General features: G+C 74.2%; 17 protein-coding genes. 9 read left to right on the forward strand and 8 right to left on the reverse strand.

Features of this window, described 5'->3' with window-relative positions:
- Positions 1 to 33: 33 nt before the first annotated feature.
- Entirely contained in the window at positions 34 to 1,704 is a 1,671-nt protein-coding gene (locus E1165_RS09055; RefSeq protein WP_132389639.1) for a serine/threonine-protein kinase, read from the forward strand.
- 22 nt (positions 1,705 to 1,726) lie between these two features.
- Here the strand turns inward: E1165_RS09055 and E1165_RS09060 are convergent, their stop codons facing one another.
- Together E1165_RS09060 and E1165_RS09065 are read right to left on the reverse strand one after the other, a co-directional pair.
- Complete coding sequence (locus tag E1165_RS09060) at positions 1,727 to 2,395, reverse strand: TrkA family potassium uptake protein (protein ID WP_132389641.1); 669 nt, start codon at positions 2,393 to 2,395, stop codon at positions 1,727 to 1,729.
- Entirely contained in the window at positions 2,385 to 3,719 is a 1,335-nt protein-coding gene (locus tag E1165_RS09065; RefSeq protein WP_132389642.1) for a TrkH family potassium uptake protein, read from the reverse strand. The genes E1165_RS09060 and E1165_RS09065 overlap by 11 nt, the downstream gene beginning before the upstream one ends.
- Positions 3,720 to 3,861: 142 nt before the next feature.
- Here E1165_RS09065 and E1165_RS09070 point away from each other — a divergent pair, with 142 nt between their 5' ends.
- Positions 3,862 to 4,983, forward strand: coding sequence for a glycerophosphodiester phosphodiesterase (locus E1165_RS09070; RefSeq protein WP_132389643.1), 1,122 nt, complete (start codon positions 3,862 to 3,864; stop codon positions 4,981 to 4,983).
- A 93-nt stretch (positions 4,984 to 5,076) separates the two neighbouring features.
- On the opposite strand, the gene E1165_RS09075 is transcribed toward E1165_RS09070, so the two are convergent.
- Positions 5,077 to 5,328 (reverse strand): hypothetical protein, encoded by a 252-nt coding sequence (locus E1165_RS09075; protein ID WP_132389645.1) that lies wholly within the window; start codon positions 5,326 to 5,328, stop codon positions 5,077 to 5,079.
- Between the two features lie 278 nt (positions 5,329 to 5,606).
- On the opposite strand from E1165_RS09075, the gene E1165_RS09080 reads away from it, so the two are divergent.
- From E1165_RS09080 to E1165_RS09095, 4 genes are all read left to right on the forward strand, one after another.
- Complete coding sequence (locus E1165_RS09080; RefSeq protein WP_132389646.1) at positions 5,607 to 5,825, forward strand: helix-turn-helix domain-containing protein; 219 nt, start codon at positions 5,607 to 5,609, stop codon at positions 5,823 to 5,825.
- Positions 5,826 to 5,850: 25 nt separating this feature from the next.
- Positions 5,851 to 6,366: a Clp protease N-terminal domain-containing protein gene (locus E1165_RS09085; RefSeq protein WP_132389648.1), complete on the forward strand. Its 516-nt coding sequence runs from the start codon at positions 5,851 to 5,853 to the stop codon at positions 6,364 to 6,366.
- Between the two features lie 48 nt (positions 6,367 to 6,414).
- Positions 6,415 to 8,571: a RecQ family ATP-dependent DNA helicase gene (locus E1165_RS09090; protein ID WP_132389650.1), complete on the forward strand. Its 2,157-nt coding sequence runs from the start codon at positions 6,415 to 6,417 to the stop codon at positions 8,569 to 8,571.
- Between the two features lie 134 nt (positions 8,572 to 8,705).
- On the forward strand, positions 8,706 to 9,719 hold the full coding sequence (locus E1165_RS09095; RefSeq protein WP_243704673.1) for a hypothetical protein: 1,014 nt from the start codon (positions 8,706 to 8,708) through the stop codon (positions 9,717 to 9,719).
- Between the two features lie 115 nt (positions 9,720 to 9,834).
- On the opposite strand, the gene E1165_RS09100 is transcribed toward E1165_RS09095, so the two are convergent.
- The 3 genes from E1165_RS09100 to E1165_RS09110 all read right to left on the reverse strand — a co-directional run bounded on the left by E1165_RS09100 (position 9,835) and on the right by E1165_RS09110 (position 13,392).
- A complete protein-coding gene (locus E1165_RS09100; RefSeq protein WP_132389652.1) occupies positions 9,835 to 10,251 on the reverse strand; it encodes a helix-turn-helix domain-containing protein in 417 nt (138 codons plus the stop codon).
- 116 nt (positions 10,252 to 10,367) lie between these two features.
- Positions 10,368 to 11,525 carry an SAM-dependent methyltransferase gene (locus tag E1165_RS09105; protein WP_132389654.1) on the reverse strand — a complete coding sequence of 386 codons (1,158 nt, stop codon included), beginning with the start codon at positions 11,523 to 11,525 and terminating at the stop codon, positions 10,368 to 10,370.
- Positions 11,526 to 11,700: 175 nt separating this feature from the next.
- Entirely contained in the window at positions 11,701 to 13,392 is a 1,692-nt protein-coding gene (locus E1165_RS09110) for a DEAD/DEAH box helicase (protein ID WP_132389656.1), read from the reverse strand.
- A 286-nt stretch (positions 13,393 to 13,678) separates the two neighbouring features.
- Between E1165_RS09110 and E1165_RS09115 the strand changes: the two genes are divergently transcribed.
- Complete coding sequence (locus tag E1165_RS09115; protein ID WP_132389658.1) at positions 13,679 to 14,326, forward strand: ferritin-like fold-containing protein; 648 nt, start codon at positions 13,679 to 13,681, stop codon at positions 14,324 to 14,326.
- A 55-nt stretch (positions 14,327 to 14,381) separates the two neighbouring features.
- On the opposite strand, the gene E1165_RS09120 is transcribed toward E1165_RS09115, so the two are convergent.
- Positions 14,382 to 14,609, reverse strand: a complete 228-nt coding sequence (locus E1165_RS09120) for a DUF3107 domain-containing protein (protein WP_091198458.1) — start codon at positions 14,607 to 14,609, stop codon at positions 14,382 to 14,384.
- 65 nt (positions 14,610 to 14,674) lie between these two features.
- Entirely contained in the window at positions 14,675 to 15,313 is a 639-nt protein-coding gene (locus E1165_RS09125) for a TetR/AcrR family transcriptional regulator (protein ID WP_132389660.1), read from the reverse strand.
- Positions 15,314 to 15,461: 148 nt separating this feature from the next.
- Between E1165_RS09125 and E1165_RS09130 the strand changes: the two genes are divergently transcribed.
- Both E1165_RS09130 and E1165_RS09135 read left to right on the forward strand, forming a co-directional pair.
- Positions 15,462 to 18,158: a hypothetical protein gene (locus E1165_RS09130; RefSeq protein ID WP_132389662.1), complete on the forward strand. Its 2,697-nt coding sequence runs from the start codon at positions 15,462 to 15,464 to the stop codon at positions 18,156 to 18,158.
- Positions 18,159 to 18,204: 46 nt separating this feature from the next.
- The gene (locus tag E1165_RS09135; RefSeq protein WP_132389664.1) at positions 18,205 to 19,179 is read left to right on the forward strand and encodes an alpha/beta fold hydrolase; all 975 of its coding nucleotides are present in this window, start codon (positions 18,205 to 18,207) and stop codon (positions 19,177 to 19,179) included.
- Positions 19,180 to 19,181: the final 2 nt, after the last annotated feature.

The following is a 19,181-nucleotide window of genomic DNA, read 5'->3' on the forward strand; positions in this document are numbered from 1 at the left end:
TAGCGGGGCGGGGCGGGGGCAACACGACCGACCATGGGTGGAGCGAACCGGGACGGCGCGCAGTTGCTGGGTGAGCGGTACCGGCTGATCGAGCAGCTCGGCGCGGGCGGCATGTCCGTGGTGTGGCGCGGCTACGACGAGGTGCTCGGCCGCCAGGTGGCGGTGAAGGTGCTGGCGTCGCGGCTGGCCAGCGACCGGGGGTTCCGGCACCGGATCCGGGCGGAGGCGCAGGCCGCCGCGCGGCTCTGCCACCCCAACATCACCAACGTGTACGACTACGGCGAGTCCGAGCAGGTCGGGCTTACCGTGCCGTACGTCGTGATGGAGTTGGTCGACGGCGGCCCGCTGACCGGCCGGCTCGGGCGGAACGGCCGGTTGCCCTGGCGGGAGGCGGTCGCGATCGGAGCTGAGGTCAGTTCGGCGTTGGCCACCGCGCACGCCCGGGGGGTGGTGCACCGGGACGTCACGCCCGGCAACGTCATGCTCACCCCGACCGGCGTGAAGGTCGTGGACTTCGGTATCTCGGCGCTGGTTGGTGAGAGCGAGCAGGACCCGGACGGGGCGCTGCTCGGCACGCCGGCCTACCTGGCGCCGGAGCGGTTGGACAAGGGCCAGGTCTCCCCGGCCACCGACGTGTACGCCGTGGGGCTGCTGCTCTACCGGATGCTCACCGGTCGGCTGCCCTGGCAGGCCAGCACCACCACCCAGATGCTCCGCGCGCACATGTACCACGATCCGGAGCCGATGCCCGAGGTGACCGGCCTCCCGGACGAGGTGGCGGAGCTGGTGCGGCGCTGCCTGGCCAAGCGGCCCGAGGACCGGCCGGCGACCGCAGAGGTGGCTCGTACGCTGGCCGAGGCGGCCGGCATGGTCGCGGCAGTGCCGGTTTCCCCGGCGCCCGGGGTGGGCGGGAATCCGGCCCTGCTGGCCGCCGCCGGCACCACGATCCTGCCGTGGTCGGCCGACACCGACGCGCTGTCGTCTCCCGGTCGTACCCGCACCCGGCGGGCGGGGGCCCGGCGGCGCGGGGTCGAGGCCGGGGTGGCCGCGGCCGGGCTGGTCGCGGTGACCGCAGCGATGTGGGCAGTCACGTCGAAGAGCCCGGCCAGCGGAGGAGCGGAGGAACCCACCGCGGCCCGGATGGAGCTGGCCCAGCAGCGGGGCTGCGGCGTGTCGTACGCGTTGCGCGAGGACTCCGGCAAGGACTTCACGGCCGAGGTGACGTTGACCAACACCGGCACGGAGGAGTTGCGGGACTGGCGCGTGCGTTTCGTCTTCCCCGGCGGGCAGACGGTGACGAGGGCCAGCCCGGCAGTGGCCCGGCAGCAGGGGCGCACGGTCGTGGTGCAGCCCGCGCCGGGGCGTCCCGCGCTCGCGCCCGGCGCGTCGGAGAAGGTCGCGTTGAACGGGCGGTACACCGGGGCCAACCCGCTGCCGGTGCAGTTCCACGTGGGTGAGACGGCCTGCGCCGTCCAGGTGTCCGGGGTGGCCGGTTCGGCGCCGCCTCCCGTCCCGGCGACAGCGCCGGCCAAGGCCCCGGCGACATCGACCGCGAAGAAGGCGTCCGCCGGGGGCGGCGCCACCGCGACCTCCCAGAAGGGCTCCGGCGGTGGTGCCAAGGCCAAGTCGGGGAAGGGCTCGGGGGCGAAGAAGGCCGAGCGGCCCCGGGGTGGCGACGAGGACGACGACGAGGACGACGACTGATCGCCGGCGGGGTCGCTGACCCTCAGCCGGGGGCGGCGAACCGTTGCACCTGCTCGATGGTGCCCTCCACGATCAGCACGCTCTCCGGTTGCAGCACCATGTCCGGTCCGGCGTAGCGGAAGCGTTCCCCGGGGAGCTTCGCGCCGACCACCATCACCCCGTACCGTTCGGTCGGGGTCAGCTCGCGCAACCGCCGGCCGACGAGGCTCTGCGGCACCGGCACCTTGGCGATGGCGAGGTCGTCACCGAACTCGATGAAGTCGAGCATCCGGCTGACGATCAGGTGCGCCACCCGCTCGCCGGTCTCCGCCTCGGGGAAGATCACGTGGTGGGCGCCCACCGAGGCGAGGATCTTGGCATGTTTCGCCGAGGTGGCCCGGGCCCAGATCTGCGGCACGCCCAGCTCGGTCAAGGCCAGCACACTGAGCACGCTGGCCTCCACCGACGCCCCGATCGCCACCACCACCCGGCGGAACTCCGCCACGCCGAGCTGCCGCAGCGCGGCCTCCTCGGTGCCGTCCGCCTGGACCACCCGGTCGAGCTGCTCCGACCAGCGCTGTACCAGGTCCGGACTGCGGTCGATGGCGAGCACCTCGTGACCGAGCTGGGTGAGGGACCCGGCCAGGTGGCAGCCGAACCGCCCCAGGCCGACGACCACGACGCCGCTGTCGTCCATGTTCCTAGCCGACAATGGGTTGCTCCTCCGGGTAGCGGTACAGGCGGTGCCGGGTGTTCAACGCGATGGCCGAGCCGAGGGTGAGCGGCCCGACCCGACCGATGTACATGAGCAGGGTCAACAGCAACTGGCCGGATGTGCCGTACTCGGCGGGACTGCCCACGGAGAGGCCCGTGGTGGTGAAGGCGGAGGTCACCTCGAACAGCGCGCGGTAGTAGGCCACCCCTTCGGTCATCAGGATCAGTCCCACCGTGCCCGCGGCCACCAGGGCGACGCTGAGCAGCGCCACGGTGAGCGCCTGCCGCTGGCTGGCGGTGGCGATCCGGCTGCGACCCACGGTGACGTCCGGTTCGCCACGCAGCTCCGCCCAGATGACGAAGGCGAGCAGGAAGAAGGTGGAGACCTTGATGCCGCCGGCGGTGCTGGCGCTGCCGCCGCCGATGAACATCAGCGCGATGAGCAACGGGTAGGTTTCCTCGTCGAGCCGATTGATGTCGAGGCTGTTGAAGCCGCCGGTCCGGACGACCGCGTCCTGGGTGAGGGCGGACAGCAGCTTGCCGCGCCAGTCGTACGGGCCGAGGGTGTTCGGGTTGGCCCATTCGGCGGCGAGCAGGCCGACGAGGCCGATCAGCAGCAGGGTGAGGCTGCCCCAGACGGTCAGCTTGGTGGAGACCGCCCAGGACACGGGCCGGCGCCAGGCCCGGGCCACCTCGAACAACGCCGGGAACCCGAGACCGCCGACGATGGTGCCGGCCACGAGGGGCAGGCAGATCCACGGATCCCGGGCGAAGCCCACCAGGCTGTCGGACCAGAGGGAGAAGCCGCCGTTGTTGAAGCCCTGGACGGCGTGGAAGAGCCCGTACCAGAGGGCCCGTCCGGCCGGATAGTCGTAGGTCAACCAGAGCCGGAAGGCGAGGAGCGCGGTGATCACCGCCTCGCTGACCAGGGCGAGTCCCGCGATGCGCAGCAGTAGTCCCCGTACGTCTCCGATGCCGTACTCGGCGGTCTCGGCCTGTACGAGCAGCCGGTTGCGCAGTCCGAGCTGCCGGGCGACCACCAGGATGACAAGCGTGGCGCCGGTCAGGATGCCGAGGCCGCCGACCTGGGTGAGCACCGTGATCATGACGAGGCCGAAGCCGTTCCAGTACGTCGGGGTGTCCACCACGGGCATGCCGGTGACCGAGATGGCGGAGGTGGCGGTGAACAGCGCGGTGGTGAACGGGGTGAACCGGTGCGCGCCGGTGGCCCAGGGCAGCATCAGCAGGCCGGTGCCGAGGGCGATCGCCGCCAGGAAGCCGAGCGGCACCAGCCGCACGGGATGACGGAGGAAGCGACGCACCAGACAATCTTCCGTTCTCGGGCATCGCCGGGTCGATGAACCGGGTATCCCGCAGGGTTCACCCGCTGGTCAGACGTGGACCAACTCGCGGTCAGCCGCAGCCGGTCTGCTGGGCGTCACTCATCGACGACAGGAGACGGCGTTGCGACGTACCCTTTCCGCTCTCGGCCTGGCCGGCACGCTGCTGGCGGTGGCCGTGGCCGTGCCCGGCGCGGCGTCCGCCCGTGAGGACGACGCGGAGCGCGCGGACCGGGCCGAGCACCGGCCCATCGTGATCGCCCACCGCGGTGCCAGCGGCTACCGCCCGGAGCACACCCTGGAGGCGTACCGGCTGGCGATCCGGATGGGCGCCGACTACATCGAGCCGGATCTGGTCTCGACGAAGGACGGCGTGCTGGTCGCCCGGCACGAGAACGAGATCTCGGGTACGACCGACGTGGCGGTCCGGCCGGAGTTCGCCGCCCGCCGGGCGACGAAGACCATCGACGGGGTGGCCGTCACCGGATGGTTCACCGAGGACTTCACCCTGGCCGAGCTGAAGACGCTGCGGGCCAAGGAGCGGCTGCCCCAGGTGCGGGTGGCGAACACCGCCTTCGACGGGCGGTTCGAGGTGCCGACCTTCCAGGAGGTCATCGACCTGGCCCGGGCGGAGAGCCGCCAGCGGGGCCGGACCGTCGGCGTCTACCCGGAGACCAAGCACCCCAGCTACTTCGCCTCGATCGGGCTGCCTCTGGAGGAGCCGCTGGTGGCGGTGCTGCGCAAGAACAGGATGGCGCACCGGAACGCGCCCGTCTTCGTGCAGTCCTTCGAGACGGCGAACCTGCGCAGGCTGAACCGGATGGTGGACGTGCCGCTGGTGCAGCTCCTCGACGCGACCGGCCGCCCGTACGACTTCACCGTCGCCGGCGACCCGCGCAGCTACGCCGACCTGGCCGCGCCCGCCGGGCTGCGGTGGATCGCCCGGTACGCCGACGGCGTCGGCCTGAACAAGAACCTGATCGTTCCCCGGGACGCCACCGGCAAGCTCCGCGCGCCGACCACCGTGGTCCGCGACGCCCACCGCGAGAAGCTGGTCGTGCACGCCTGGACGTTCCGCGCCGAGAACCAGTTCCTGCCCGCCGACTTCCGCGTCGGCGCCGACCCCAACGCCCGCGGCGACGTCACCGCCGAGTACGAACTCTTCTACGGCCTGGGCCTGGACGGTGTCTTCGCCGACCACCCCGACACCGCCGTGGCGGCCCGCGCCGGCCTGCCGGCCCGCTGACGGTCACCCTTCTCCACGGGTACGCGGGGCGCCCGCTCGATCCGGCCGCCCCGCGTACGTCGACTTCCAGTCTCACTCCTTACCAAGCACGGCCTAGTAGGTGAAGGTCCAGAGGAAGTAGAAGCCGCCGGAGGGGCCGGAGGGGCGGTACTCGCAGTAGAACCAGTTCCACCGGCCGGTTTGCACCCCCTCGCTGCCGTAGCTCTGGCAGAACTGGTAGTCGTAGTAGACCCCGCGAAGCGTGCCGCCTTGCGGGTCAGCGGCCGCCGGGGTGCTCGCCCCGACCAGTCCGCCCAGTGCGAGAGTCGTCGCCGCCACCGCCGTCGCCAACCTTCGTCCGCGCATGAAGCCTCCTCCTGTCGTCGTCCACAGCGCACGGCGACTCCCCGTCGAGTCGGAGCACAGGACATCGAGTTGCTTCAATCAGGCTTCCATGGGCGTGCCTGCTCCGACTTCCGACAACGGGCGATGCTGGAGCGATGATCCGCCAGTGGGGCCTCCGTCGAACGGGCACCTGCCGCGGATCCACCGTCTCCGCCGAGGACGCGCAGAGCGCCGCGTCGCAACCACGGTAGTCATCAACTTGGGTTGACGACCGAGCGTTATCAACCTAAGTTGATGACATGCCGCCGCTTCCCGATCTTCCGACCCCCGACCAGCCCGCCGCCGCGCTCGCCGCCGTCGTCGCGCTGCGTCGACTGGCCGGCCAGCTCGAACTGGCAGCCGTGAAGGAAGCGATCCGACAGGGTTGGACGTGGGCGGAGGTAGGCCAAGCCCTCGGCGTCAGCGCGCAGGCGGCACACAAGAAGTTCGCACCCATGACCCGGGAACGCCGGTCATAGCCCCGTCCACAGGAGGAGGTTCCCGATGGGACTCTCAAACGCCGTCCGCGACATCAAGACCATGCGGCAGGTGCTGACCGATGCCGAGGCGGAGGCCCGACGCGCCGGAGAGGACCTGCCCGCACCGGAGCATCTGCTCGTCGCGGCGACCGGGCTGTCGGAGGGCAGCGCCCACCGCGCCTTCGGTCGGGTGGGCGCCGACCCCGGCACACTGCGCCAAGCCATCGAGCGGGCGCACGCGACCGCCCTGGCCTCCATCGGCATCACCACCTCGGAGACCGCCCCACCCGCAGGTGGGCAACTCAGGCCGGCCACCGGGGTCTTCCGCGCCACCCCGCAGGCCCAGCAGGTGTGGCAGCAGGCCGTGACGCTGTCCAAGTCGGCGCGCCCGCCAGGCATCCGGGGAGCCCATGTCGTCGCGGCGGTCTGCTCACTCACCCAGGGCACCGCCGTCCGTGCCCTCGCGGCGATGGGCGTCGATCCCGCAGCGCTCAGGCGGGCCGCACTCGTCGAGGGAGGTATCGAAGACGCCCCACAGTGAGGTCGGCACAGGGCCCGTCCACGGCCCGGCAACTGGTAGAAATGCCGGATGAGCCAGGATCGGGCGGCGGTACGGGATCGGGCCGAGGCGGTGCTGCGCCGGCTGGCCGGCGAGCACGCCCGGCTCCGCGAGGACCAGTGGCGGGCGATCGAGGCGCTGGTGGTGGACCGGCGGCGGGTGCTCTGCGTGCAGCGCACCGGGTGGGGCAAGTCGGCGGTCTACTTCGTGGCCACCGCGCTGCTGCGGGAACGCCCCGACGCCGCCGGCCCGACCGTGATCGTCTCCCCGCTGCTGGCGCTGATGCGCAACCAGGTGGAGTCCGCCGCCCGCGCCGGCATCCGGGCCCGCACGATCAACTCCGCCAACCTGGAGGAGTGGGACGAGATCACCTCCGAGATCCACGCCGGGGCGGTGGACGTCCTGCTGATCAGCCCGGAACGGCTCAACAACCCCGACTTCCGGGACAGCGTGCTGCCGAAGCTGGCCGCCACCACCGGCCTGCTGGTGGTGGACGAGGCGCACTGCGTCTCCGACTGGGGGCACGACTTCCGGCCGGACTACCGCCGGTTGCGGACCTTCCTGGCCGAGCTGCCCGCGCGGACCCCGGTGCTGGCCACCACGGCCACCGCCAACGCCCGGGTCACCGCCGACGTGGCCGAGCAGCTGGGCACCGAACTGGCCGATCCGGCGGCGCGGCGACCGGACGTGCTGGTGCTGCGCGGCTCGCTGGACCGGGAGTCGCTGCGGCTGGGCGTACTCGACCTGCCGAGCCCGGCCCACCGGCTGGCCTGGCTCGCCGACCACCTGGACCAGCTTCCCGGCTCGGGGATCATCTACACGCTGACCGTCGCGGCGGCGGGGGAGACCGCCGAGTTCCTCCGCGCGCGTGGCTGGTCGGTCGCCTCCTACACCGGCCAGGCCGAGGACGCCGACCGGCGTGCCGCCGAGCAGGACCTGCTCGACAACAAGATCAAGGCGTTGGTGGCCACCTCCGCGCTCGGCATGGGCTTCGACAAGCCGGACCTCGGCTTCGTGGTGCACCTCGGCGCACCGCCCTCCCCGATCGCGTACTACCAGCAGGTCGGCCGGGCCGGCCGGGCCGTCGCGCACGCCGAGGTGCTGCTGCTGCCCGGTGCCGAGGACGCCGCCATCTGGCGGTACTTCGCCTCGCTCGCCTTTCCGCCCGAGGAGCAGGTCCGGGCGGTGCTCGCCGCCCTGCCCACCGACCGGCCGCTCTCCACCCAGGCCCTGGAACCGATCGTCGACCTGCGCCGGACCCGCCTCGAACTGATGCTCAAGGTGCTCGACGTGGACGGGGCGGTGCGCCGGGTGCGCGGCGGCTGGCTCGCCACCGGCGAACCCTGGGTCTACGACGAGGCCCGGTTGCGCCGCGTCGCCCAGGCACGCACCGCCGAGCAGCAGGCCATGCGGGAGTACGCGACGACGCCCGGCTGCCGGTTGCGTTACCTGCGGGAATGCCTCGACGACACGGGGGCGGCCGACTGCGGTCGCTGCGACCGCTGCGCCGGGCCACTGTTCACCGCCGACGTCTCCGTCGCCGCGCTGGCCGCCGCGCAGACCTTCCTCGGCCGTCCCGGTGTCGCGATCGCGCCGAAGAAGCTCTGGCCGACCGGCCTCGACGCGGTGGGCGTACCCCTGAAGGGGCGGATTCCCCCGGCGGAGCAGGCGTTGCCCGGGCGGGCCGTGGGACGGTTGTCCGACCTCGGCTGGGGTGGGCGGCTACGCGGACTGGTCGGGCCGGAGGCCGCCGACGCGCCGGTCCCGGACGACGTGGCCGCGGCCGTGGTCGACGTGCTGAAGGAGTGGGCGCACGGCGACGACCGGTGGCCGCGTCGCCCGGCCGGCGTGGTCGCCGTCGGTTCCCGTACCCGCCCGGCGCTGGTCGGCTCGCTCGCCGAGCGGATCGCCGCGGTCGGCCGGCTGCCGCTGCTCGGCCACGCCGTCCCCACCGGTCCGAGCGGTGCCGGCGGGCCGCGCGGCAACAGCGCCCAGCGGGTACGCGCGCTGCACGACGCCTTCAGCCTGCCGGACGGGCTGGCCGACACGCTCGCCGGGCTGGACGGCCCGGTGCTGCTCGTCGACGACCTGGTCGACTCCGGGTGGACGATGACCATGGTGGCCCGGCTGCTGCGTCGGGCCGGCGCCCCGGACGTGCTCCCGCTGGCCCTGGCCGTGGCGGGCTGACCGCCCGCCGTGACCGGCGGGTCGTCCCGTTGCCGGTGGGAACGGGAAAGTTCCCGGCCGGAGCGGATTGCGAGGGACGCCACGGCGACCACCGTGCGGCCGGGGCGCGGCGGGACCGGCGGTACGGTGGGCGTATGGCCGAGCAGCGATCCGTTACGGCGGTCGACTCCGACGCGAGAGGTCCCGACGCCCGGCCCGACTCACCCGGCGGCGACGCGGCACCGGGCCGAGCGGATGGTGCCGGGCCGGACCGGAGCACCCTGCGGCTCGCGTTGACCGTGGGCGGGCTGGTGCTCGCCATCCTGCTCGGCTTCGGCCTCGGCCGGGCCAACCCGAAGCCCACGACGCCGTCCGGCGCGGGTGTCGCGGCGACGGTCAGCGGCGAACACTCCCACGCTCCCGGCGCCGACGCCCACGACCACGGCGCGGGCGGGGAGGCCGCGACAGCGGCCGGCGGGCTGGCCGTCACCGCGTCCGGTTACACGCTGACCCCGTCGGGCACCGAGTTCCCCGCCGGCCGGGCTGTGGAGTTCCGCTTCCAGATCCGCGACGACCAGCGGCGTGCGGTCACCCGCTTCGCCGTCGTCCACGACAAGCCGATGCACCTGATCGTGGTACGCCGGGACCTCACCGGCTACCAGCACCTGCACCCCACCATGGCCCCCGACGGCACCTGGTCGGTGCCACTGACGCTGGCCCGGCCCGGCGTCTGGCGGGCGTACGCCGACTTCACCGCGGTCGCCGATGACGGCCGCCAGACGCCGGCCACCCTGGGGGTGGACCTGGTCGTGCCCGGCGCCTACGAACCCCGGCCGCTGCCGGCCCCGGCCACCACCGCGACCGTCGACCGGTTCGCTGTCGCCTACCAGGGCGCGCCCGAGGTGGGCCGGGCCGTCCCGCTGCGCTTCCAGGTCCACGACGGCACCGCTCCGGCCGCGCTGGAGCGCTACCTCGGCGCGTACGGCCACCTCGTCGCGTTGCGCGAGGGCGACCTCGGTTACCTGCACGTCCACCCGGATGCGGTGCCGGCCGGGGACGCGATCACCTTCTGGTTGACCGTGCCGGGGCCCGGCCGGTACCGGATGTACCTCGACTTCCAGGTGGCCGGCGTGGTGCGTACCGCCGAGTTCACCGTCACGGTCGCCTGACGGCCGCCCTGCCTTATCCGGGCACCAGCCGGGAGGACCCGACGGCCGGCGAGCCACCCGTACTCGGGTCCTTCAGCGTCCGGGAAACTACCGGGAAGCCAGGAGGCGGGGGACGTCAACCGGCCCGGCGGACCGGGCGGCGGGCCAGGTAGCGGAGCAGGTCGCGGATGTGGTGCTTCTCCTCGGCGGGAACCGCCGGGTCGGCGAGCCGTTCCAGGATGACCCGGACGTCCGCCTCGACCGGGCCGTCGTCGGCGCGGCGGCGGGGGGCGGGACCGGCGTCCGGCAGGCCGAGCGCCCGGAACGCCGCCGCGACGGGCAGGTCGAGGGCGGCGCAGAAGCCCCGGACCTTTGCCAACTCGGGGTAGTCCTGCCAGTCCCCGGCCAGCCAACGGAAGACGGTGGAGCGACCGACCCCGGTGTGCGCCGCGAGATCGCTCACCGTCCAGCCTCGCTCGTCGCGGGCGTCGTCGATGGCACGGCGCACGAAACGCGCGAAGGCCATCTGCGGTGAAACCTCTACGGAGCCCATTCCTGCCGGGTGGTCCCTTTCTTGAACCGCGACGCGTGTCGGTGCGCCCCCTCAGGGTAGTACGACGTCGGGTCGGAGCGATTGACCGATCAACCCGCCGCCGGAAGCCGTACGCCTCAACCGGTCGGCCCGGCCCCGGCGAGCAGTGTCTCCAACCGGGGCGTGACCTGCCACTGGTCGACCAGTTCCCGGTACTCGTCCCGCTGCTCGTCGCTGGGCCGGCCGCCGGCGCGACGGGCCCGGATCAGCAGATTCCGTGGAGTGTGCCGGGAGTCGACGAACTCCACCACCTCGGCGCGGTAACCGCGCAGCCGGAGCAGCCCGGCGCGCAGCGCGTCGGTGAGCACGTCGGCGAAACGTTCCCGCAGGATGCCCTGCCGGGTCAGCAGGTCGTACGGGGCCGGGGTGGGCCGAGCGCGCAGCTGAGCGGCGATGTCGTGGTGGCAGCACGGCGCGGCCAGCACCCAGCGGGCCTGCCACCGCACCGCCCGGGCCAGCGCCTCGTCGGTGGCGGTGTCGCAGGCGTGCAGTGCCAGCACCAGATCGGGGGCGGGCTCGACCACCGCGTCGGCGATGGTGCCGGCGACGAACGAGACGCGGCTGGCCCAGCCGAGCCGCGCCGCCAGTTCGCTGTTGCGCCGCCGCTGGTCCTCCCGGACGTCCACACCGATCAGCTCGACGTCGAGGCCACGCTGGGCCAGATAGCGGTAGGCCGCGAAGGTCAGGTACGCGTTGCCGCAGCCCAGGTCCACCACCCGCAGCGAACCGCCCAGGTCGTCGGGCAGGGTGGCGGCGAGCGCGCGCAGGAACGCGTCCACCTGACGCCGCTTGGCGGCCGAGCCGCCGATCTCGGCGAAGATCGGGTCACCCGGGTCGAGCAGGTAGTCCTTGGCCCGGTCGTGCCCGGCCGGCTCGGTCGCCGGCCGGCTCGCCGCCGCCCGGTGCACCTGCGCCTCACCCGACTTGGTCACCCTCAGCTGGAGCGTCGCCTCGGCGGTCTCCACGTGCCAGTTGCCGAACGGCTCGGCCAGCAGCGCGTCGACCGCCGCACCGGCCTCCGAACCGGGAGTCACGTTGCGCGTGTACGGCCGGCTGCCGTCGGACGTGGAGACCTGCAACCGGGGCCCGGCCTTGAGGACGACCGGCCGCAGTTCGGCGCGGACCACCGAGGGGCGCTGCCCACGGCGGCGGCCGGCGGCGACCGCGCGGGTCAGCGTGGGGTCGAGCAGCAGCGCCCGTACCTCGGTCAGGGCGGCGTCCAACGGTTCCGGCATCGCTCCATCATCCTTCCTCCCGGCCGACCCACTCCATTCGCGGTCGGTCGTGGTATCGCGAGGCGAGGAAACCCCGACGTGGCGCGAACGGAGGTCGATCCGCGCGCCAGGGTTCGGGAAAGGGAACATCCCCCGTACCGCGTGGCGGTGCGGGGGATGTCGGGGGTCGTTCTGCTCAGTCGGCGGTCGCCTCGGCTGGCGTACCCGCGCCGGATCCGCCACCACGGCGACGCCGGCGGCGACGCGGCTTCGACACCTGCTCGCCGTCGTCGGAGGCACCGGCCTGCGGGGCGGCGCCCGCGTCGGCGGAGATCACCGCGGTCGGCTCGCCCGCGACCATCTCGCCGGCCCGGCGACGACGCCGACGGCGCGGGGTACGGGTGGCTTCCTCGCCGGCGGTCTCGGCGGTCTCGGCGGCCGGCGACCCGGCGGCATCCGGCGCGTCGGAGCCGGACCGGCCCCGGCGGCCCTCGCCGCGGTTCCGGCCCTCGCCGCGGTCCCGGCCCTCGCCGCGCCGGGAGCCCCGGCCGCCCTCACCGCGGCGCGACCGGCCACCCAGGTCCTCCTCGACCTCGGCGGCGAGCCCGGCACGGGTCCGCTCGGCCGTCGGCAGGGTGCCGGTCACGTCGGTGGGGATGTCGAGGTCCGTGTAGAGGTGCGGCGAGGTGTGGTAGGTCTCGGCCGGCTCCGGCATCTCCAGGCCGAGCGTCTTGTCGATGATCCGCCAGCGGGGCATGTCGTCCCAGTCGACGAAGGTCACCGCGACGCCGGTCGCCCCCGCCCGGCCGGTACGGCCGATCCGGTGGGTGTAGGTGTCCTGGTCCTCGGGGCAGTCGTAGTTGATGACGTGGGTGACGCCGCTGACGTCGATGCCACGGGCGGCCACGTCCGTGGCGACCAGCGTGTCGATCTTGCCGGCGCGGAACGCCCGCAGTGCCCGCTCCCGGGCGCCCTGCCCGAGGTCGCCGTGGACGGCGGCGACCGCGAAGCCACGGAAGTCCAGATCCTCGGCGACCCGGTCGGCGGCCCGCTTCGTCCGGGTGAAGATCATGGTGAGGCCGCGCCCCTCGGCCTGGAGGATCCGCGCCACGATCTCGATCTTGTTCATCGAGTGGGTGCGGTACGCCAGCTGCCGGGTCTGCGGCGACGGACCGGTCTCGGCGGTGTGGCCGGCGTGGATGGTCACCGGGTGGCGCAGGAAGCGCCGGGACAGGGTGACGATCGGGTCCGGCATGGTCGCCGAGAAGAGCATGGTCTGCCGGTCCTCCGGCAGCATCGCCAGGATCTTCTCGACGTCGTCCAGGAAGCCCAGGTCGAGCATCCGGTCGGCCTCGTCGAGGACCAGCGCGCGGACCCGGTCCAGTCGCAGGTGCTTCTGCTTCTGCAGGTCCATCAGCCGGCCCGGCGTGCCGACCAGGATCTCCACGCCCTTGCGCAGCGCCTCGATCTGCGGCTCGTACGCCACGCCGCCGTAGATCGGCAGCACCCGCACGCCACGGGTCCGGCCCGCGGCGGCGAGATCCTTGGCGACCTGGATGCCCAGCTCGCGGGTCGGAACCACGACCAGCGCCTGCGGCACGCCGTCTCCGCCCTCGGCCGGAGCCAAGACCCGCTCCAGCAGCGGCACGCCGAAGCCGAGGGTCTTGCCGGTGCCGGTCGGCGCCTGGCCGATCAGGTCACTGCCGCGCAGCGCGATCGGAAGCGCGTACTCCTGGATGGCGAAGGCGCGGGTGATGCCCGCCGCGGCCAGCGCCTCGACGGTCTCGGGCCGCGCGCCGAGCGCGGCGAAGGTGGGCGCCTCCGGGCGGACCGGGGCGGTCGGGGCCAGTTCCTGGCCCTCTGTGGTGTCGATAATCTGTTCGCTCATCTGGATCTGGGGGTGCCCTCTCGTGGTGCGCCCCGTCTTGTCCTCAGGGCGCGATCGGTATGGCGCGGGCCACGCGGTCGGGGGCGACATCGCCGGGCCGGACCGGGCCGCACGCGCGCCGTGAGGCGGACTTCGATCAGATCGGCGCCCACGGCAACTGCTCCATACTACCCGAGCGGCGGATTCACGCCCCCGAACCCGGTGAGCGGGTCCGCGCCCGGGGGTATCGAATGTGACCTGGGTCACCGAAAAACCGGTCATCAGTGACAGGCGGTACCCTGCGCTCGTGCCCGCCCCGACACGTCCCGACGCCGTGGTCGACCTGATCGGCCTGGTCGCCTACGGCGAGCTGCTCGCCTTCGACCGGATGGCCGCCGACGCGCGACTCGCGCCCGATCTGCGCCGCCGGGCCGCCCTCAGCGAGATGGCGGCGGCGGAGATGGCCAACTACCGGCGGCTCGCCGACTGGCTCACCGCGCTCGGCGTCGTCCCCGAGGAGGCGATGGCGCCGTACGCCGGGGCGTTGCAGGCGTACCACGACTCGACCGAGCCGAAGGACTGGCTGGAGGCGGTCACCAAGGCGTACGTCGGCGACGGGATCACCGACGACTTCCTCGGCGAGATGGCCGACCACCTGGACGAGCCGTACCGGCGGCTGATCCGGGACGTGCTGCACGACACCCGGTACGCCGAGTTCGCGGTGGCCGAGATCCGAGCCGCGATCGAGGTCGACCCGAGGGTGGCCAACCGGCTCTCGATGTGGGCCCGCCGGCTGGTCGGGGAGGCGCTCTCCCAGGCCGGGCGGGTCGCCGCGGCGGACCGGGGGGCGCTCGTCGCGCTGGTCGGGCGGGACGGGATGGACGTGTCGGCGCTGTTCGGCAAGCTCACCGCCCACCATACCGCGCGGATGACCGCGGCCGGCCTCAACAACTGACGGGCGGTGCGGCCCGGCCCGCGACGACGCGCGCCGTCGCGGGGGCCGGACCGGGTCAGCGGACGGTGAAACCGACCGCCCGCGGCGACGCCTCGGCGATCTCGACGTAGGCGACCTTGCCGACCGGCACGATGATCCGCCGGCCCTTCTCGTCGGTCAGGGAGAGGGTGCCCTCGCCCTTGGCGACGGCGTCGGTCACGATCCGCTCGATCTCGGCCGGCGACTGCGCGCTCTCCAGAACCAGCTCGCGCGGCGCGTACTGCACGCCGATCTTGACCTCCACTGTGCCTCCTCAGGTGGGCGAAAGAGCCGCCGATGGGAAGGCTATCCGATCTCGGGGCCGGATGTTCAGGCTGACTCACCTTGCAGCGGGAAGCTCGCGATCCCCCGCCAGGACAGCGCCGCCACCAGCGCCTCCGCCTCCGCCTTGGGTACCTGCCGACCACCGGCCAGCCAGAACTGGGCGGCCGTCTCGGCCGCGCCCACCAGGCCGGAGGCGAGTAGCTCGGCGTGCGCGCGGCTGACCCCGGTGTCCGAGATGATGGTGTCGGTTATCGCCGCGATGCAGCCCTGCTCGACCCGCTCGACCCGCTGCCGGACCGCCGGGTCGTTGCGCAGGTCCGACTCGAAGACGAGCCGGAACGCCTCGCTCTCGTGGTCGACGAAGTCGAAGTAGGCCCGCACCGACGCGCTGACCCGCTCCTTGTTGTCGTTGGTCCCGGCCATCGCGTCGCGCACCTTCGCCACGATGGCGTCACAGTGCGTGTCCAGCAGTGCCAGGTAGAGCTCCATCTTGCCCGGGAAGTGCTGGTAGAGCACCGGCTTGGAGACTCCCGCCCGTTCGGCGATGTCGTCCATCGCGGCGGCGTGGTAGCCCTGCGCGACGAACACCTCCTGCGCCGCCGCGAGCAGCTGCTTACGGCGGGCCGAGCGGGGCAGGCGGGTGGGCCTGCCGGCGGTCTGCGCACCGTTCCCCACAGCGGTCATGGGAACCTCCGAGTTTCTTCGTACGAGCCGGCACTTTTACCCCGTACCGGTCTGGGGCACCGCCCGGTCCCGGAATTGGCCCGCCGCCGTAACTTATCGCCACTGTCACCACACGGTAGCCTCAGCGGGGGCGACCAAGGAGTGCGCGGTGAGTGAAACAGGGCAACCCGGTGCCGCCACCCCGGGAGAGCACGGTGACGGGACGGGTCGGCAGGACGATTCCGCCCGCTCCGGCGGCGGGTGGGCACCTCCGGGGACCGGGTGGTCCGGCGGGGCGGACGCCCCGGCGTACCGCGAGACGGTCTCGCCCTGGCACCGGTCCGAGCCGACCGGGTGGGGTGCCTCCTCCCCGCGCTACGGTGACCTGCCCGCGCCCCTGCCCGACCCCCGGCCGGACGGCGAACCTGCCCCACGTAACGGGCGGTCCCGCGCCAACGGTATGAGCCATCCGGGCGAGGAGGCGCCGGCCGGCCGCGCCGCTCCGGTCAGCGCCCCGCCCACCGCGTCCGCCTGGTCCGCGCCCGACCCGCGCCACGACGTCGACGCCGACCGGCTCGCCGTACCCCTCCAGCGGCCGGCGCCGGAGACCGGCCGGCCGGCCGACCCGGACGCCGGCGCCGCCCGGCACTCCTCCGACGTCCCGCCCCGGTCGGGTGGCTGGTCGGAGGGGAGCCTCCCCTCCTCGGCGCCGCCCGACGCGCAGCTGCCGCCGGTGGGTACCGCCGCGTCCGGTTTCGAGGTGCCGCCCGGTTTCCGCGCCCCCCGGGACCGCGCGGAGACCGGCCCGCCCACCACCGAGCCGCCGTCCTGGGCCGACCGCGCCGAGGCAGGGCCGACCGCCACCGAGCCGCCGTCCTGGGCCGACCGCCTTCCCCCGGAGTCCGTCGGGGAGGAGCCGGCTGCCGTTCCGCCCACGCCGGGCCGCCCGGCCGACGAGCCGGACTGGTCCGGTCCGAGCTGGAACCGCCCCAGCTGGGGCGGGAGCTGGGCGCCGCCGTGGGCCCGCGAGGAGGAGCCGCCGCCCGGCCGCCGCCCCCGGGGGGAGCGGCCCGCCGAGTGGTCGGCCGAGCCGGCCCGGCCGTACGAGCCGGTGCGCGCCGAGCCGGCCCGGCCGTACCAGCCGGTGCGCGCCGAGACGCCTCGGCCCTACGAGCCGGTGCGCGCCGAGACGCCCCGGCCCTACGAGGTCACCCGCTCCGTGCCGGAGTCGAGGCCGGAGCCGGTCGGCCGCTCCGCCGACCGGCCGACCTGGGCCGACTCCTCCGCGCAGTCCCCCGCCGGGGTGGCGTCCCGCAGCGAGCCACCCGCCGACGCGCCTGCCGGCGGGCCGCCCGTCGACGGGGGGGATCGGCCCACCGAGGCCCCCACCGAGCGGGCCGGCCGACCGGTCCACCTCCGATCCGTACCCGCAGCACCCGCCGCCGGGGCGGACCTGCCCGGCCACCCGCCGACCCCGGCGGGTTCCGGCGCCGCGACGGCCACCGCCACGAGCGGGCCGCGCCGCCTCGACCCCACGTCTCCCGCGCCCGTCCCGACGAGCGCACCCCCGTACGCGGCCCGCCGCTCCGCCCCCGAGCCCCTGCCCGTGGCCGATCCGGTCCCGGCGGACGGGACGCCGGGCCAGGGCGCGGCGGTACTGCCGCAGCGCGTTCCCGCCGAGCCGGACGTGCCCGTCGTCCCGGAGCCGCCCACCGTGGATCCACCCGCCGAGACCCCGGAACTCGCCCGTATCGCCACCCACCTGCGCCGCGACGACGAGCCCGCCCCGCCGCGCGAACGGCCGGAGGGCTTCGACGTCAACGCCATCCTGGACGCCGTACGCGAGGTGGCCGGCGTGCGGGACGCCGCGCTGCGCCGTACCCCGGCCGGTGCGCACAGCCTCCGGCTCGACCTCGCCGACGGGGCCGACGCGGCCGAGGTGAGCCGGCTGGTGGCCCGCCTGCTCCAGGAGCGGATGGGGCTCGCCGCAGCCCCGCAGAACCTGCCCGGCGCGCCCGCCCCGGCACCGGTGCGCCGCCGGTCGGCGCCGGGTCACACCGCGGAACCGCGCCCGCCGGAGAGCCGTCCACGTGCCTCGTCCGGCGCGGAGTCCGGCGCCGCCGCCCCGGGCGCCGACGCCCGGCCCCCGGAGCCGGGGTCGGTGCCGGCTGGCCGGTCCCGGCTGTCCGAGCCGCCGGAGCGGGCCGACCGGACGCCCGGGGGGATCGGCTCGGGCCCGGGTGGGCAGCCCGTCGGGCCTGGCCCGGAGGAGGAGCCCGACCCGGTCGTCGGGGTGCCCCGCCGCAGGCGGACAGCCGTGCACCGGGGCCGGGCCAGCGTGGAGGAGCCCGCCGGGGCGTCCCCCGGCAGCCCGGTGACGCTCGGCACGTCGTACTCGGGCGGGCAGATGACCACGACGGAGACCGCGCCCTCCCGTCCGTTGGAGACCGGCGGCGTGCCGGGCCCCCGGGTGGTGATCGACCACGTCCAGGTCAGCACCTTCGGCTTGGACGCCACCGTCGAGGTGCGCCTGCTCGCCGGCGAGGAGACCGCCGCCGGGCACGCGACCGGGCCGGCGGTGGACGGGTACGTCCTGCGGCTCTGCGCGGTGGCTGCCGCGGCGGCGGTGGACCGCCTGCTGCGCGGCGATGACGGCGCGGGCGAGCGGGGGCGGTGTTTCGTCGAGCACGCCGCGGTGGTGCCCTTCGGTAACTGCGAGGTCGCCACGGTGGTGGTGTTGCTGGTCTGCGAGGGTTGGGTCGAGCAGCTCGCCGGTTCGGCGCTGGTCGCCGGTGACCCCCGGCAGGCGGTGGTCCGGGCCACGCTGGCCGCGGTGAACCGTCGGCTGGAGGCGCTGCTCGCCTGAGCCGGCGGCGGTGTCGGCGGGGGCCGTACGGGGAAGACTGGCAGGCATGAAGCGCGCCGCTCTCTGGCCCGACCATCTGCTGCCCCCGCACCACGTCCCGCCGCCCTGGCCTGGCCGGGAGGTACGCCTCGACGGCGCCGTCACCTACGTGCGGGAGACCCCGGCCACCGGTTCGGACGCCGAGCCGGCGTTGTACGTGCACGGGCTGGGCGGCTCCTCGCAGAACTGGACGGATCTGGCCGGGCTGCTCGCCGGCCGGCTCGAGGGTCAGGCCATCGACCTGCCGGGCTTCGGGCGCAGCGAGCCGGGACGCAGCTACACCATCGCGGCCTTCGCCGAGCGGGTGATGCGCTGGATCGAGCATTCCGGGCGGGGGCCGGTGCACCTCTTTGGCAACTCGCTGGGCGGGGCGATCTCGGTGCAGGTGGCGGGGCTGCGTCCCGATCTGGTGCGGACCCTCACCCTGGTCTCCCCGGCGCTCCCGTTCCTCGGGTTCCACCGGTCGGTGCAGGGCCGGATGCTGCCGTTGCTGGCGATTCCACGTGGTGAGCGGCTGGCCGCGTGGCGGCTGGCCCAGACCGCTCCCGAGGAGATGGCCCGGCAGGCGATGGAGGCGTGCGTGGCCGACCTGGGCCGGATCAGCGAGCAGCGCCGGCAGGAGGCGTTGGAGGAGATCCGGGTGCGGTACGAGGCCGCCCACTACGCCGCCGCCTACGTGCGTACGTTCCGTGGGCTGGTCTCCAGCTTCCTACGGTCGTACCTGCCGGGTCCGAACTCGATGTGGCGGATCGCCGCGTCGATCCGGGCGCCCACCCTGGTGATCGGCGGGATGCAGGATCGGCTGGTGGATGTCCGGGTGGCGCCGCAGACGGCCCGCGTGATCCCGGACAGCCGGCTGATGATGCTGGCCGGGGTCGGGCACGTGGCCCAGATGGAGGTGCCGCGTACGGTGGCGCGCGCCGTCCTGCACCTGCTCTCGGAGTGGAGTGACGGCGTGTCGCGGCCGGGCGTGGCAGGCTGAGC

It is taken from the genome of Micromonospora sp. KC723 (assembly GCF_004348595.1).
GTDB lineage: Bacteria > Actinomycetota > Actinomycetes > Mycobacteriales > Micromonosporaceae > Micromonospora.

What these genes read in the sequence shown, in the direction of transcription:
- E1165_RS09055 (WP_132389639.1), top strand. Translation starts at nt 34, where the DNA reads ATGGGTGGAGCGAACCGGGACGGCGCGCAGTTGCTGGGTGAGCGGTAC.
- E1165_RS09075 (WP_132389645.1), bottom strand. Translation starts at nt 5,328, where the DNA reads ATGCGCGGACGAAGGTTGGCGACGGCGGTGGCGGCGACGACTCTCGCA.
- E1165_RS09080 (WP_132389646.1), top strand. Translation starts at nt 5,607, where the DNA reads ATGCCGCCGCTTCCCGATCTTCCGACCCCCGACCAGCCCGCCGCCGCG.
- E1165_RS09085 (WP_132389648.1), top strand. Translation starts at nt 5,851, where the DNA reads ATGGGACTCTCAAACGCCGTCCGCGACATCAAGACCATGCGGCAGGTG.
- E1165_RS09090 (WP_132389650.1), top strand. Translation starts at nt 6,415, where the DNA reads ATGAGCCAGGATCGGGCGGCGGTACGGGATCGGGCCGAGGCGGTGCTG.
- E1165_RS09095 (WP_243704673.1), top strand. Translation starts at nt 8,706, where the DNA reads ATGGCCGAGCAGCGATCCGTTACGGCGGTCGACTCCGACGCGAGAGGT.
- E1165_RS09100 (WP_132389652.1), bottom strand. Translation starts at nt 10,251, where the DNA reads ATGGGCTCCGTAGAGGTTTCACCGCAGATGGCCTTCGCGCGTTTCGTG.
- E1165_RS09105 (WP_132389654.1), bottom strand. Translation starts at nt 11,525, where the DNA reads ATGCCGGAACCGTTGGACGCCGCCCTGACCGAGGTACGGGCGCTGCTG.
- E1165_RS09110 (WP_132389656.1), bottom strand. Translation starts at nt 13,392, where the DNA reads ATGAGCGAACAGATTATCGACACCACAGAGGGCCAGGAACTGGCCCCG.
- E1165_RS09125 (WP_132389660.1), bottom strand. Translation starts at nt 15,313, where the DNA reads ATGACCGCTGTGGGGAACGGTGCGCAGACCGCCGGCAGGCCCACCCGC.
- E1165_RS09135 (WP_132389664.1), top strand. Translation starts at nt 18,205, where the DNA reads ATGAAGCGCGCCGCTCTCTGGCCCGACCATCTGCTGCCCCCGCACCAC.